This is a genomic window from Catalinimonas alkaloidigena, from assembly GCF_900100765.1.
Classification (GTDB): Bacteria; Bacteroidota; Bacteroidia; order Cytophagales; family Flexibacteraceae; genus Mooreia; species Mooreia alkaloidigena.
In genome coordinates this window covers 181891-195441 of the sequence record NZ_FNFO01000004.1, presented here as the reverse complement: position 1 = coordinate 195441, position 13551 = coordinate 181891, and the positions used below count along the sequence as shown (strand labels likewise).

The window sequence follows — 13551 nt, the reverse complement described above, 5'->3', positions numbered from 1 at the left end:
ACCAATGTACAATTCTACACGAAACCCCACATACTTCCCAGGCAAACCTTTGTATTGACGCCACCCCAGCGGGACGCTCTTAATCGCGCTGGATCAGGATGTAGTAAAGGCCCAGCTCGGCCGGGCGTGTGCCGTAGCCGGGACCGGCCAGCGTGACCTGATCGAGTTGCGACACGACCGAGCCGGGCGTGTAGGCCAGCAGCAGAGAGGGCACCGGCGCCGGCGACTTGAGCACTTCGTCGAGGTAGCCCGTCAGGCTCAATTCGTAGTAATACCGTCCGGAGTTTTCTTCTTGACGCAGATACGCCTGCAGCACCCCGCTGTCGGTGGTCACCGTGCCCCGAATTTTGTTGGTGGCGCTCGCCAGGTAACAGGCCAGGGTTGCCGAGGGGACCGACGACGTGGGCGCTACGACGGGCAGCCGCAACACCGCTTTCTGCACCACCACACCGCCGTCGTCCTGCAACGTGTGTAGCGTGGGAAAATCGACGCGCAACGCCAGGCCGCCTGCCGCCTGGAGGAAGGTCGTGTTGCCCGTCTGTGCGGACGAAACCGAGTCGCCCGGTTGCAATCCTTCCAGGAAAGAGCCGTCGCGATTGGCCGCAAGGCGGTAGTAATACGTCCCGTCGCTGGACAGCGAGAACGAAAGCTGTGCGGTTTCGCGCTCCTGCCACGACCGGTGGCAGTGCAGCTGCATCACCGCCGAGGTGTCGGCAAACCCGATGATGGCACGATTGGCGTCGGTGGGCACCAGGGCCAGCCCCGGCAGGTAATCGGTAAACTCCTCGTTGTCGGTCACTTCTTTCTGAACAATGGCAGCAAAAAGGGCCTGTCCGAAAGCGTCGTCCAGCCGCATCGAGCGCAGGTTTCCCAGCTTCGGTCGCCCGTACACTTCGCCAATTTGCGTGCCCAAAGCCGCGGAATCGGGGGTATAGTGCGTCTCCTCCGAAATGGCTTCCGACAGGGTATAAATCCCCAGCGACTGCGGCTGAACCGTATCGCCCCAGGCATACGTCGCCATTAACGAAAACGTGAGCGAATCGAAGTACCAGGTGCCTTCGGTGAGGTTGGACAGCTCGCTGGTGCTGGCGGTGAGCTGAAAGTAGCTCCACACTTTGGAAGCGCCGATCTGTTCATCGAGGTACTGTCCGGCCAGCAGCCGCCCGCTTTGGTCGGTCGGTTGCGAATCGAGCATGACGGTCGACGTGTAAAAGGAGATGGAGTCGGTATGGAAGATTTCGTACCAGTCCTGCGCAAACTCATCTTCGTCGACGGCCAGCGTGTCGGCTTCCTGGCAGGCGCTCGCCCACAGCAGGACGCCGCTCAGTAACAAAAGAGAAAACTGTTTCATAACAATGATGACGAAAATAGCCGTACCCCGCTTTCCCCGTGCGCCCGATATACCGGGCGGTTTCCTTTCTCGACCAATCTGTTAATCATCCCGACTTTCTTTCCCCGCTATGCACTTGAAAACCCTCCTGCTGGATACCGACGCGACTGCGCTGCACGTACTCCAGCGCTTTGCCCGCCGAACGACGCTCCTCGATGCGGTGTCGGCGACGCAACCCGACGCACCGACCGAAGCCTACGACCTCATTTTTTATGGCATTGCCGAACCGGAGACGACCTTGATACGGCTTCCGTCGTGGGCGGAACAGACGCCCGTGATCCTGATGTCGGAACAGGAGCAGCATGCATTGCTCGGGTACCGCATCGGGGCGCTCGATTTTCTGTTGAAGCCGCTGCAATACGCCGACTTCGAGCGGGCACTTCAGCGCTTTCTGCACCGGCCCGTTACCCACGAGCGAACCCCCTGGCTGCAGAAGTCGCTGTTTGTACGGTCGGGGCACCGCCTCGTGCGCTTGCTGCTGGACGACATCCTCTACGTCGAAGGCCTGAAAGATTACCTGAAGATCTACGTGCGTTCCCTGCCGCATCCGGTCCTGACGCTCATGAGCTTCCGGGAGTTGAGCAGCCGTTTGCCTGCGCAGGATTTTGCCCGGATTCATCGCTCGTACCTTGTAGCGCTTCCCCACGTCGAGGCCATTAGCCGCCAGCACGTGCAGGTGGCTGGACAGGAGTTGCCCATCGGTCCGTTGTACCGCGAATCCCTGTTGCGCGGCTTCGGCGTAGCGGTCTGAGGCTTCGTAGAGAAAAAATCGACCCGGGGCGGCACGAATGCGCCTTCTGTCGATTGAGGCGCGTACAAAGCCCGCGTTCTGCGCGTATACGCCGTTCTTTGAGGGAATATTGAACCAAAGAATCTATGAGTTTACGCGTATGGATGTGCGGTTGTCTGCCGCTTTTAGTTTTGTTGGGAGCCTGTAACGACGACGACGATGATGACATCCTCGGCAACTGGACACGGCAGGCGTATTTCGAAGGCGTGGCGCGGAGTTCGGCGGTGAGTTTCGTGATGGGCGAAAAGGCGTATGTCGGAACCGGTTACGACGGCGACGAACGCCTGAAGGATTTCTGGTCGTACGACCCGGCACGCGATACCTGGACCCAGGTCGCCGATTTTGAGGGCGTCGCACGAAATGCGGCGGTGGCGTTTGCGGTCGGGAACTATGGCTTTATCGGGACCGGCTACAGTGATGCCGACCCCAATGGCTATCTGGCAGATTTCTGGCGTTACGACGCGGTCGCCAATACCTGGACGCCTGTTGCCGAATTTGCCGGCGGTGCGCGGCAATACGCCGTAGCCTTTGCCGCCAACGGTTTCGGGTACGTCGGGACGGGCTACGCCAGCAACCACTTTAACGATTTCTATCGCTACGATCCGTCTGCCGATACCTGGACCAAAGTCGCGAGCATCAAAGGGGAGAAACGCCAGGGCGCCAGCGCCTTCGTGGCCGGCAGCCGTGCCTACGTGGGCTTGGGTGTGAGCAACGGCGCTTACCTGAGCGATTTCTGGGCCTATGATCCGGAAGGCGACGCCTGGACCGAAGCCGCCGACCTGTCCGATTACGACGGAAGTGCCCGCGGCTACGCACTGTCGTTTGCCATTGCCGACCGGGGGTACATCGGTGCCGGGACCAGTTCCGGTTCGTTACGCGATTTCTGGGAGTACAATCCCGTTGACGATAGCTGGACGCAGCGCACTTCGTTCGAAGGCACCGGGCGCAACTATGGGGTCGCGTTCAGCATCGGCTCCTACGGCTACATGGGGTTGGGCACCAGCAGCGGCGGTTACTACGATGATTTCTGGCGATTTGCACCGCTGGACGAATACGACGATGAAGATTAAGCAGCGCTGGCCAGTGGGAGTCCTGTTGGTGGTGTGTATGGTGGGAGGGATCGTGTGGTTTACGCCCACCACCCCGCCTTACCGCGTTGAGGCCTATGCGGTAGAAGGCGGTTGGGGCTACCGGATCCTGCAAGATCAGAAAACGGTGATCGACCAACCCTTTGTGCCGGTTCGTGCTGCACGCCAGCCGTTTCATAGCGAAACACAGGCCCTACAGACGGCCAGATTGGTAGTTGCCAAACTGGAATCACATCAGTTTCCGCCCCGACTGAGCGCCGCCGAACTGGACAGCCTGGAGGGGAAACGCTGATCTGTTACGATGCAGTGATATAGGAAGGAAGGGTGTCGGGCCATGACGGAAGTCCGGCACCCATTTTTTTATACGAACGCTTACTTGAATCGGCGGTTTGAGAGATCGACTTGCTCTTGATACCCCCGCATATGAATGAGATCAGGCGTATTTTCGGGCGTTAGGATCACAGGTTGATCCAGTAGTGTTGAAAGGCGGATCATGTAGTCGAGAAGCCGCTGATGATCCTCTAGGCTGCGAACTTCACGAGGGTCAACGTCATTTTCAATCTCGTCGTCCGTAAAGAAATGACATTTGATCAGCATGGCTCCTATCAAAAGGGTAGCACTGTTAATTAGATCTGTTTTTCCGGTCCAGTAAGCAAGGAGGGCGTCTTGTTGAATGATGGAGCTGGTTGTTTCGGTTTGCCCGTTATAGAATTCGACCTCATACGTAGCATTGACGAACTTTACCCACTTGAGCCAGTCCGCTTGCGTAGCGTTCAGAACGTAGAGATCGCGCAGGGAGCCATCGCTCTAATAGATTTTCCTTTTCAGAAACGGCCAGTCTACCTGTTGCATCACGTACCCTTCTTTTCTTTCTACAAATTGAACCGGTAGGCCTTTTTCTGGGCGTTGAGTGCCAGTTCCGTTGCCAGGAAACAGTGCGCCTGCGTCATGGCCGTTTCGGTCCGATGCACCACGTCGTGCACCAGTTGTTCGCCGTAAGGCATGTGCACGTCGCTGCAATCAATGTACTTCACTTCTTTCTGATCAACCAGAAACAGATGGTCGCCCCCTTCGCGTCCTGCGATGTCCACGTACTTGCGGAGCTCGATGTAGCCGTCCGTACCCAGGATGGTCAGGCGGCCGTCGCCCCAGGTGGGCAGTCCGTCGGGTGTGAACCAGTCGATGCGGATGTAGCCAGTGCCCTGGTTGCCGCGCACGTGCATGTCCCCGAAATCCTCGAACTGGGGATACTTCGGGTTGTTGAAGTTGCCGACCTGCGACGAGATGACTTCGCCGGTTGTGGAGCCGGTGAAGAACAGAAACTGGTCGCTCTGGTGGGAGCCGATGTCACACAAAATTCCACCGAACTTGGCTGGATCGAAAAACCAGTCGGGGCGCGTTTCGGGGCGCATACGGTGCGGCCCCATACCAAGGGTCTGGACCACCTGCCCGATGGCGCCGGCCTGCACCAGTTCGCCGGCGTGAACCGTAGCGGGATTGCGCATGCGCTCGCTGTACATGATCGAGTAGATGCGCTGCGTTTCGCGTTGGACGCGCTTCACCGCTTCCAGTTGTTCGAGGGTGATGATGCCGGGTTTGTCGACCATGTAGTCTTTGCCGTGTTGCATCACCCGGATGCCGAGCGGCGCGCGCTCCACCGGAATGGCCGCGCTGGCCACCAGCTGAATGGACTTGTCTTCCAGGATCTCTTTCTCGCTCTGGGCCACTTTGGCGTTCGGGTACCGCTTGGTGAAATCCTTCAGCAGATCGGCCTCTTTCGCGTAGACCGACACCAACTGACCGCCTCCTTCCAGCAACGATTCAACCTGCCCGTAAATGTGGCCGTGGTTCAGTCCGATCACCGAAAAGCGTATCGACTCCTTCGGCTGGACAGGACGGCGGCGAGGCGCGCGCAGTTCCCGGTAGCGGGAAGTCGGGGCGCCGAACAGGTCGTGCGGCAGGGCGGTGGCGGCCACACCAGCGGCGGCCGTAGTCAACGAGTGCTTGAGGAAGTGGCGGCGGTTCGGGTGCATAGGAGGGGAGGTTGCAGTCGGGATAGACGTGGTGAATTTCCTATGTAGAGACAACCACCTGTCGGCGTCTACTCAGTCGGAGCAACAGATTTTCCCAGCAGCAGCGTGTTCGTTCCGTTGACCCGCTCGTGGCGTTGCAACTGAATTCGGGGGTGCATGCCTTCGATCAGCGCTTCCAGGCGCAGGGCATGGCGGCGGTGGAGCCCCGCGTTGAAAAGGACGCTTCCGCCGGGGCGCAGAAGTGACGCCAGCCGTTCCCAGAAGGTCAGCGCGTAGAAAACCGGCGGTACCTGATCGTCCACAAACACATCCACGATGACGAGCCCGAATCGCTGGGTGCATTGCGTCACGTAAGCCACCGCATCGGCCTGCACAATGGTCAGGTCTGGAACGTCGCCCACCTGAAATTCGCGGTGCGCCAGGTCGATCACGACCGGATCTACTTCTACCGCTGTAATCGGTCCGGTGCAGCGGAACGCTTCCCGTAAGGGACGCAAAATGCTGCCCCCGCCCAGGCCGAGCAACAGAACAGGAGCCTCCGCCGAAAAATCCAGGTGCGCCAGTCCGTAGGTTAGAATCGTTTGAAGCGATCCGTACGAGTAGTTGGCGTTCCGGCTGTCGAGGACTTTCCGGCCGTTGACCCAGCTCACTTCGAGCGTGCCGCTGAGGTCGGACTGCACGTGGTGCGTCAGGGGCCACACGTAGCTGAGCCACTTTTTGAGGGGGCTGGTTTCATCTTCTCCGGGCGGGAAGGCAAGAGGTTTCATACGAGTTTAACGATACAACTTGTCGCGAATTTCACGCCAGGTGATCAACCGAATGTTTTGTTCTTTTAGCAGTTGCCGACACTTCGCCCCGGTGAAGAAATCGAAATCGGCTTGCCGCCAAGCGGCTCCGTAGTCCGGATGATCGACCGTCACGGCCTGCATTTCGGCGTTGTCGTACGCCACATGAATCAGCAGACAACTCAAGCCGGGTTGTACTTCCTTCAGCACGCGGGTATAGTACGCTTCCATGCCGGCCGCGTAATCGGCGGGTTCGGCCATGAACAACTGATCCAGTACTACATCCTGATCTGTTACGTAATTATTTTGATTTATGTTAAGTCTGGTGAAGATCTCTTTCACGATCAACACCGGAACCCGGTATTCGTGACTGAGGTCGAGGTAGAGTTTGAAAAACTCGGGCCGGACAAACATGCCCGCCATGTGCGCATCGAAGTGCGTCGGATCGACCCCAAATTGCTTGGCCCGTTCGATCTGCGCTCGGATTTCCCGCTCTACTTCGTCGGGCGAAGCCTTTGTCGCGACCGAGGTCGTATTGTCAAAGAAGTATCCCTGGGCATCGACCAGCCCGGCGGTTTGTTCTCCGGCGACCACCGGTCCCCATTTGTACTGTTTCCACTCGCTGGTGAGTGTCAGGTGCAGTCCCAGGTCGGCCTCGGGGTGCGCGCGGGCGTAAGCGGCAATTTCCGGAAACCAGGGGCAGGGCACCATGATACTCCCGGAATTGACCAGCCCCCGCTCGAAGGCGGCGATGCTGGCGGCATTCTCCGCGTGGGAGACGCCCAGGTCGTCGGCGTGGATGATCAGAAGTTTGGTGTCTTTCGGATAGCCCAGTCGCTCGGGCAGCGATTGGGCGCGTGAACCCTCGATGCAAAAGGGGCAAATCAGGAGCAGGAAGAGTAGGTGTTTCATAGGGCGGGCAAGGTGGAAAAGAACCAAGGTGGCACGAAGAATTCACGAAAACAAGCCGGCGGCAGGAGCGGCGACGCAAAAAAATTTCAACGCCGCGTAGGGGTAAGCGCGCCTTCAGGTTTCATCAGAGCAAACCAACATCAACCACGAACCATGAAAACGATTTATACCTTCTTTGCGCTCTTCCTTCTTTTGACCACGGCCGTACGAGCCCAGGATTCTACCAGCGTGCACATCGCCCAGGTTTCGCTGGCGTATCCGGTCGGCACCGCCGGAACCCGCTCGGGCGATTACGCCAATCACTTCTCGCTAAACGCGATCTACGGCGTCAATGGTGGGGTGAAGGGCCTTGAACTCGGCGGCGTTGCCAACGTGAACCGAGGACGGGTGGACGGGTTGCAACTCGGGGGCGTCGCCAATGTTACCACGGGCAGCTCCCGCGGGTTGGTCGCGGGCGGGGTCCTCAACCAAAGCCAACGCCAGGAGGGACTTCACCTGGCTGGCGTAGCCAACCTGACTGCCGACGACATGCGGGGCCTACAGGTCGGGGGTGTGGTCAACACCGCGCGCGACGTGACCGGCTTTCAACTGTCCGGCGTAGTCAACGTCGCCAAAACGGTAAAAGGATTGCAAATCGGGGTGATCAACCTCGCCGACTCGAGCGACTACGCCATTGGTGTCCTGAACCTGATCAAAACCGGCGAGAAGAGCATCGGCGTGGCGGTGGACGAAACCCGGACCACCCTGGTTTCCTTTCGTTCGGGGGGGCGGGTACTCTACAGCATTTTAGGGATCGGCTATAATCTCAAAAACGAAGAAGCGGTGTATGCGATGGAGGGTGGTATCGGCGCGCACCTACTGACGCAACGTTTCTTTCATCTTCGGGCCGAGGCTGCGGCCATCAACCTGTTCGACTTTGGGAAAGGCGACTACCTGCGCGCCTCGCTTCGGTTATTGCCCTCCGTTCGGTTCGCCAACTTTCTGGAACTCTACGCCGGACCTACGCTCAATTACGCCAATACCAATCAGGCGGAAAGCAAAGAACTGGTCGATCACTTCATCTGGCAAAAAGATTCTTCCCGGGAGTTGCAGGGCGTCTACCTGGGCTTGTCGGGCGGCGTGAATATCCTGTTTTGAGACAAGATTGAGTCCATTTTAGCGGGTTTCCTTCTTTAAGGGAGCTCGCTTTTTTTATTTTGAGCGGGGTTGGAAGTTTTTTTAGTCAATGCGTAGGGGTAGCGTCGACTTTGATTTTCATACGGATAGATCACATCAATCAAACGTATGAAACGCAAACCCTTTCTGCTTCTCCTATTGCTGTTACTCGTGCACGTCGGGTATGCGCAGCACGCTACGCAAACCATTCGCGGGACGCTCAAAGACCAGGACTCACAAACCCCATTGGTAGGCGCAACCGTCCGTATCCTCCAGTCCGATCCGGTCCAAGGGGCGGTGACCGACCTGGACGGAAATTTCAGAATCGAAAACGTGCCGGTGGGGCGCGTCTCGCTCTGGATCACCTACACCGGCTACGAGGAGCGCGTCGTGTCCAACCTGCTGGTGACGGCCGCCAAAGAGGTGATTCTCAACGTTCCCATGCAGGAGTCGGTCGCCAGCCTCGACGAGGTGGTGGTGACCTCGGAAACCAATCAGGGCGACGTCCTGAACGACATGGCGTTGGTCAGCGCGCGGAGCTTTTCGGTGGAAGAGACGCAGCGGTACGCGGGTTCCATCAACGATCCGGCCCGGATGGTGGCTTCCTTCGCCGGGGTGACGGGCAACGCGGAAGGCAACAACGACATTGTGGTGCGCGGCAACTCGCCGAAGGGCATCCTGTGGCGGCTGGAGGGCGTGGAAACTCCCAATCCGAACCACTTCGCGAGCGAAGGCGCCACGGGTGGACCGATCAACGCGCTCAACAGCAACATGCTCGACAACTCCGACTTTTTCTCCGGTGCGTTTCCCGCCGAATACGGCAATGCCCTTTCGGGAGTATTCGACATGCGGTTCAAAAAGGGCAATAACGAGCAACGTGAGTTTACGCTGGGGGCCAGCATGATTGGCCTCGACGTGACGGCGGAAGGCCCCTTCAGCAAGCAGTACGGCGGCTCCTACATCGCCAATTATCGCTACTCAGCACTGCAACTCTTTTCGGAGATCGGGATTCTGGATTACGGCGGCGTGCCGAAATACCAGGATGCCTCGTTCAACGTAGAACTGCCCGTCGGCAAGAAAAATGTAGTGACGGTGTACGGCCTGGGCGGCTTGAGTTCGATTCACCTGGTAGAGGAAAATGACGAAGAGAAGCCGCTGAACCGCTACGAACAAAGCGCTGACCTGGGCGTGCTGGGCCTCACGCACACGTGGTTTCTCAACGAGAAATCATTTTTGAGTAACGCGCTGACCGCTTCCGGTACCCGCATGGGTTCTGTCGACGATCTGCCGGCGGAAGCGGGCGGGTTTTACAACGTCTCAAAAGCCTCCATCAACAAAAGCACATACCGGCTGTCGAGTACCTACGATTACAAGTGGAGTGCGAAACATAAATTTCAGGTCGGCGCGATTTATTCGCAACGCTACTACAATGCCCTGGCGACGGAGTACAATTTTGAGACGGATCAGACCGACGAGGTGTTGAGCGACAAAGGGAGCACCTACACGTGGCAGGCGTTCGGCAACTGGAAATTCCGCATGAACGAACAGTGGACCCTGACCAGCGGACTCCATTACCTCTATTTCGGATTGAACGGAAGCGGATCGGTAGAACCCCGGGTGGGTCTGCGCTGGGATGCCACGCCGAAACACAGCTTCACCGCCGGCTTCGGCCTGCACAGCCGCCTGGAAAGCATCTCGATCTACCTGGCAAAAGCACCGCAAGCCGACGGCGCGCTCACGACACCGAACCGCTCGCTCCAACCCACCAAGGCGGCCCACCTGGTGTTGGGCTACAACTACCAACTCAATCCGCTGACGCACTTCAAGGTGGAGGCATACTACCAGCATCTGTACCAGGTGCCCATCGACCCGACGTCCGGCAGCACGTTCTCGCTCCTCAACGAAACGGAAGATTTCGTGACCCGGCGGCTGGTCAACGAAGGCACCGGACGGAACTACGGCCTGGAGTTTACGCTGGAGCGTTCGTTTCAGAAAGGGTTTTACTACATGACCACGCTGTCCCTCTACCGGTCGCTGTACACGCCGCAGGATGGCGTGGAGCGGAACACGGCCTTTGCCGGAAACTACGTGGCGAACCTGTTAGGCGGTAAAGAGTTTACGCTGGGCAAACCCGCCAAAAACCGGGTGCTGTTCATCAACACGAAAATCGGTCTGATCGGAGGCGCGCGTTACACGCCGATCAATTTGTCGGCCTCGCAGGCATTGGGCACGGAAGTGCGCGACGAGCTACGACCCTACGGCAATAAAGGAGACGATGTATTCTTCCTGAACCTGGCGGTGGGCATCCGGCGTAACCGGAAAAACACGACGCACGAATGGAAGCTCGATGTCACGAACCTGACCAACAACCAGGCGCTGGTCAACGAATACTACCAGCCCGTCACCGGCCAGATTGAGGGCTCGCCGCAACTCTCCATCCTGCCTAATATCATTTATACGTTTAAGTTTTAGGGGACTTTTATTCATAGCGACGAAACGAGATGCCGCAGGGCCGCTTGGCGGGCGTAAAATTCCGTAGCGACGGGGGGGGGCCGCCCCCGCGGTTAAACCCGTTGCTACGAATAAACGAATGAAATGATAGGCTTCCTTGTGTCTCTTCAGAATACGCGTTCTGACTACAAGTTAAAGCCAGAAAATAGAAGAAGCAGTGCCCTTTCTTACCGGCGCAGGCGGAACTGCAACGCGAACTGATATCCGATCCACCATTTCCGCACTACCCCATCGCTGCTCGTATCAAAAACGGGGGAGGTCCCAACCTGATCCGAAAGACGGAAATCTTCGGGCGTGCTGGATTTGTGGTAGAGAAAATGAAAGACGGGGCCGCCGTGGAGCGAGACGCGCGGAGCAAACTGATAGGCCAGTGACGTGAACAGGCGCGAATCCCACGGTTGCTGCCGGATCGGAGGGCCGGACGTGGCAAACAACGTGTGCGAGGACAATTCCAGATGCGTATAAAAGCGATTGCTCCAGCGGAACTGATGACCCAGCCCGTAGCCGTACGTCCACAGAGCATGGCGGGGACTGATGCCGGCCGATAAGAGCGTGTAGAGCAACGGCGTGCCCGACCGAAATGTCAGGGCGATTTCCGTCACATCATTGGCTTCCAGCGCCAGGTCCAGAAGCCCGTTTTTCGTCCAGTTGATCAGGCCGAGCATCGCCCCGGTCTGTACCGTATCGGCGACGTTGATCACGCCCAGCTGGAACCCGCGTAGGACCGGCGTGTAGTTGATCGTGCCCACCTGTGCGCCCCGCAACGAATCCCGCGCGAGGTTGTATGCCCCGGCGAGTTGCAGCCCCCGTCCCGAGTGAGCCACGTTGACCGCCCCGCCAACCTGGATGCCGTCCAATTCCTTGGCGAGGTTCGCCGCGCCACCGATTTGCAGGCCGTGCACATCATCCGACTGGTTGTAGGCGCCGCCAATCTGTACGCCCTCCACCGGACCAACGCTCACGTTGGCCGCCCCGGCCACTTGTATACCCTGGGTTTGTGCGCCCGAGAGGTTGAATGCCCCACCGATTTGCACGCCGGTCACGCCCATCCGTTCCAGGTTGAACGCGCCTCCCAGTTCTACGCCGTTGAGGCGGTAGGCGTACCCCCCGACCATATTGAGCGAGAACGTGTTGCTGATTTTGCTGTTGAACAGTTTGTTCGTACTGAGGCCGGGGATCAGCGACAGCTGGACGCCCCGCTTGCCGCTCAGCGACACGTTTTCCGTAGTGGCGCTGACTTTCTCACCGACCAGAAAACGCACGAGGCCCCAACGGTCGGTGGGAGAGGTGGTTTGCGCAGGAGCTTCCGGTGTGGGCTGGAGTGCTACTTCGACGAACGTCGGTTGGGAGAGGTCGACCTGAATCAACGTATCCTGGTAATTTGCTTTGCTGATGGCCAGCACCGTGACGTCGCGCGCCGTGCTGGCGCTCAAATTAAAACTTCCGTCCTCGGACGAAAGCGTGGCGGAGAGCCGGTCGACTTCGTATACGGTGGTATTGGCCAGCGTTTCGCCGGTGGCGGCATCCCGCACTTCGCCGGTGAACTGGACGCGCTTTTTGGGTTGGGCCGGGGCTGCCGCCAGGATGATCACGTAACTGCCCCGCACTTTGTACTGGTACTGCGTGCCCAGCAGGTCGCGCAGAATGTGTTCGAGCGATTGGTGTTCGTATTGACCGGAGATGGACTTCTTCGGCAGGACGTCCGGGTTGAACGACAGTTGTACCGGTGCCTGTGCTGACAGACGGGTCAGGGCCTGCGCGACGGGCTCGTTCGCAAACGAAATGGTCAGGGGCGTTTGCAAGGCATCCTGCGCGAAAACACTCGCCAGGGGCAGCCAGCCGATGCACAGCAGCACTAATCGGCAGAGCATCCCTCCCCGGTTAAGGTGAATCCCGCATCCGTTTGCGTTACCTCCAGGTCCAGCGTCAGGGCAATGACCGCCAGCACATTTTCCAGGGAGTCGTTTTGGAACGTGACGTTCAGGCTACAGTTCGCCAGGTCGTCGCCTTGCAACTGAATCGTCTGCCCGTACGCCTGTTCGAGCGCGGCGACGACGTCCGGCAGCCGCTGGCCGGTGAAGCGCAGGGTCTGGGTGCGCCAGAACTGATCTGCCCCGGTGGCGGACGACAGGTCTTGTTGCTGAAAGGCATTCGTGGAAAGCGAGAATACACCGCCCTGGTTCGCTTCCAGTACCAGCGACTGGTCCCCGTGCGAAAAACGGACCTGCCCCGTCTCGACCGCCACCGAAATCTGACTCGCCCCCATATCGACCGTAAACGACGTGCCCAGCACTTGCACGTCGGTGGGACCGGCGTGGATCGTGAACGGCCGGGCCGGATCGGGTTCCACCTCAAAAAACGCCTTTCCTTCCAGCGTCACCTCGCGCGAATCGTCGCTAAATTCCTCTGGATAGCTTAGCGAACTGGACTCACTCAACGTGACCGACGAGCCATCGGCCAGTTGCAGGTGGGCGGTGGGTTGCATCGCCGTGTAGGTAATCGATTCGGGGGCGAAGAAGTAGGTGCGGGCCAGGAAGCCGAGGGCTACGATCAGCGCCACGCTGGCCGCTACTTTCCACACCCAGTCGAATGCGCGCGTGCGGGTTTCCGGTGTCGTTTCTACTTGTGGTTCGGCGGCGCGCTTTCGGGCTTTCACGTTCTGCCAGGCGGCTTCCACGTCGTAGGTTTTTGCGGGCGCGGCCGGTTCGAAGCGCACGAGTCCGGTATCCAGCCAGACCAACTGTAGCTCGAACAGCGTATCCTGATTTTCCGGCGACGCCTCGGCCCACGACTTCACCGCCGCCGCTTCCTGCGCGGACGCTTCCCCCGCAAAGTAGCGGGTCAGTTGCTCAGTGGTGATCTCCGGACGCTCGTCTTCCATGTCTGT

The 13551-nt window shown here is 58.8% G+C and carries 12 protein-coding genes; 5 read left to right on the top strand and 7 right to left on the bottom strand.

Annotated features, from left to right (window positions below; genetic code table 11):
* Positions 1-79: 79 nt before the first annotated feature.
* Entirely contained in the window at positions 80-1351 is a 1272-nt protein-coding gene (locus BLR44_RS11725; RefSeq protein WP_089682014.1) for a DUF4270 family protein, read from the bottom strand.
* 109 nt (positions 1352-1460) lie between these two features.
* Between BLR44_RS11725 and BLR44_RS11720 the strand changes: the two genes are divergently transcribed.
* From BLR44_RS11720 to BLR44_RS28865, 3 genes are all read left to right on the top strand, one after another.
* Positions 1461-2141: a LytR/AlgR family response regulator transcription factor gene (locus BLR44_RS11720; protein ID WP_089682012.1), complete on the top strand. Its 681-nt coding sequence runs from the start codon at positions 1461-1463 to the stop codon at positions 2139-2141.
* Between the two features lie 125 nt (positions 2142-2266).
* The gene (locus tag BLR44_RS11715) at positions 2267-3250 is read left to right on the top strand and encodes a Kelch repeat-containing protein (protein ID WP_089682011.1); all 984 of its coding nucleotides are present in this window, start codon (positions 2267-2269) and stop codon (positions 3248-3250) included.
* Entirely contained in the window at positions 3240-3560 is a 321-nt protein-coding gene (locus tag BLR44_RS28865) for a DUF4907 domain-containing protein (RefSeq protein WP_176956007.1), read from the top strand. Before BLR44_RS11715 ends, BLR44_RS28865 begins: the two co-directional genes overlap by 11 nt.
* Positions 3561-3640: 80 nt before the next feature.
* On the opposite strand, the gene BLR44_RS11705 is transcribed toward BLR44_RS28865, so the two are convergent.
* The 4 genes from BLR44_RS11705 to BLR44_RS11690 all read right to left on the bottom strand — a co-directional run bounded on the left by BLR44_RS11705 (position 3641) and on the right by BLR44_RS11690 (position 6998).
* A complete protein-coding gene (locus tag BLR44_RS11705) occupies positions 3641-3865 on the bottom strand; it encodes a hypothetical protein (protein WP_143017248.1) in 225 nt (74 codons plus the stop codon).
* A 275-nt stretch (positions 3866-4140) separates the two neighbouring features.
* Positions 4141-5301 carry a Gfo/Idh/MocA family protein gene (locus BLR44_RS11700; protein WP_089682007.1) on the bottom strand — a complete coding sequence of 387 codons (1161 nt, stop codon included), beginning with the start codon at positions 5299-5301 and terminating at the stop codon, positions 4141-4143.
* Between the two features lie 68 nt (positions 5302-5369).
* On the bottom strand, positions 5370-6068 hold the full coding sequence (locus tag BLR44_RS11695; RefSeq protein WP_089682005.1) for a spermidine synthase: 699 nt from the start codon (positions 6066-6068) through the stop codon (positions 5370-5372).
* Between the two features lie 6 nt (positions 6069-6074).
* The gene (locus BLR44_RS11690) at positions 6075-6998 is read right to left on the bottom strand and encodes a polysaccharide deacetylase family protein (protein WP_089682003.1); all 924 of its coding nucleotides are present in this window, start codon (positions 6996-6998) and stop codon (positions 6075-6077) included.
* 153 nt (positions 6999-7151) lie between these two features.
* Between BLR44_RS11690 and BLR44_RS11685 the strand changes: the two genes are divergently transcribed.
* Positions 7152-8135, top strand: coding sequence for a hypothetical protein (locus tag BLR44_RS11685; protein ID WP_089682001.1), 984 nt, complete (start codon positions 7152-7154; stop codon positions 8133-8135).
* 147 nt (positions 8136-8282) lie between these two features.
* Positions 8283-10625 carry a TonB-dependent receptor gene (locus BLR44_RS11680; protein WP_089681999.1) on the top strand — a complete coding sequence of 781 codons (2343 nt, stop codon included), beginning with the start codon at positions 8283-8285 and terminating at the stop codon, positions 10623-10625.
* A 206-nt stretch (positions 10626-10831) separates the two neighbouring features.
* On the opposite strand, the gene BLR44_RS11675 is transcribed toward BLR44_RS11680, so the two are convergent.
* Both BLR44_RS11675 and BLR44_RS11670 read right to left on the bottom strand, forming a co-directional pair.
* Entirely contained in the window at positions 10832-12535 is a 1704-nt protein-coding gene (locus BLR44_RS11675) for an STN domain-containing protein (protein WP_143017247.1), read from the bottom strand.
* Positions 12520-13545, bottom strand: a complete 1026-nt coding sequence (locus tag BLR44_RS11670) for a FecR family protein (RefSeq protein WP_089681995.1) — start codon at positions 13543-13545, stop codon at positions 12520-12522. Before BLR44_RS11670 ends, BLR44_RS11675 begins: the two co-directional genes overlap by 16 nt.
* Between the last annotated feature and the right edge of the window lie 6 nt (positions 13546-13551).

Bases quoted from the DNA above. Each gene is read 5' to 3' on its own strand.
- BLR44_RS11725 (WP_089682014.1), bottom strand. From the start codon at position 1,351: ATGAAACAGTTTTCTCTTTTGTTACTGAGCGGCGTCCTGCTGTGGGCG.
- BLR44_RS11720 (WP_089682012.1), top strand. From the start codon at position 1,461: ATGCACTTGAAAACCCTCCTGCTGGATACCGACGCGACTGCGCTGCAC.
- BLR44_RS11715 (WP_089682011.1), top strand. From the start codon at position 2,267: ATGAGTTTACGCGTATGGATGTGCGGTTGTCTGCCGCTTTTAGTTTTG.
- BLR44_RS28865 (WP_176956007.1), top strand. From the start codon at position 3,240: ATGAAGATTAAGCAGCGCTGGCCAGTGGGAGTCCTGTTGGTGGTGTGT.
- BLR44_RS11705 (WP_143017248.1), bottom strand. From the start codon at position 3,865: ATGCTGATCAAATGTCATTTCTTTACGGACGACGAGATTGAAAATGAC.
- BLR44_RS11700 (WP_089682007.1), bottom strand. From the start codon at position 5,301: ATGCACCCGAACCGCCGCCACTTCCTCAAGCACTCGTTGACTACGGCC.
- BLR44_RS11695 (WP_089682005.1), bottom strand. From the start codon at position 6,068: ATGAAACCTCTTGCCTTCCCGCCCGGAGAAGATGAAACCAGCCCCCTC.
- BLR44_RS11690 (WP_089682003.1), bottom strand. From the start codon at position 6,998: ATGAAACACCTACTCTTCCTGCTCCTGATTTGCCCCTTTTGCATCGAG.
- BLR44_RS11685 (WP_089682001.1), top strand. From the start codon at position 7,152: ATGAAAACGATTTATACCTTCTTTGCGCTCTTCCTTCTTTTGACCACG.
- BLR44_RS11680 (WP_089681999.1), top strand. From the start codon at position 8,283: ATGAAACGCAAACCCTTTCTGCTTCTCCTATTGCTGTTACTCGTGCAC.
- BLR44_RS11675 (WP_143017247.1), bottom strand. From the start codon at position 12,535: ATGCTCTGCCGATTAGTGCTGCTGTGCATCGGCTGGCTGCCCCTGGCG.
- BLR44_RS11670 (WP_089681995.1), bottom strand. From the start codon at position 13,545: ATGGAAGACGAGCGTCCGGAGATCACCACTGAGCAACTGACCCGCTAC.